Source organism: Mesorhizobium sp. M6A.T.Cr.TU.014.01.1.1, from assembly GCF_004022765.1.
GTDB classification, from domain to species: Bacteria; Pseudomonadota; Alphaproteobacteria; order Rhizobiales; family Rhizobiaceae; genus Mesorhizobium; species Mesorhizobium mediterraneum.
The window spans coordinates 1-392 of sequence record NZ_RZPG01000146.1 but is presented as its reverse complement, the minus strand read 5'-3'; the positions used below and the strand labels follow the sequence as shown (position 1 = coordinate 392).

The window sequence follows — 392 nt, the reverse complement described above, 5'->3', positions numbered from 1 at the left end:
CTGTTTTCGCTGCTGGCGTTGAATGTGACACGCCGGATCCGGCGCTGGAACACTGGGCAGACTTTGCAGCGCGCTTTGCTGGTCGCGGCCGTCTGCGGGCTGCTGGTTGCAGTGATCGGCATCGCCTCGGGCGGGCTGACCTTCGGCACCGGTTACGTGCAGGCACGGGGCGCCGTCGAAGGCACGCCGCTGCCATGGTTCTTCTTTGCCGAAAAGTTCCTGGCGGGACTGCTGTCGATGATCTCGGGCATTCCGGGCGGCATCTTCGCGCCCTCGCTGGCGGTCGGCGCCGGCATCGGCAGTTCGCTCGGCCTCCTCTTCGGCGCCAGCACGGGGGCTGCGGCACTGCTCGGCATGGCCGGCTATTTCGCCGGGGTGGTGCAGGCGCCGAT

The 392-nt window shown here is 68.1% G+C and carries 1 protein-coding gene; it reads left to right on the top strand.

The window, feature by feature from the left end:
• Nucleotides 1-392, top strand: a 392-nt coding sequence (locus tag EN885_RS33345) for a chloride channel protein (protein ID WP_206616893.1), incomplete at both ends; no start/stop codon positions are given.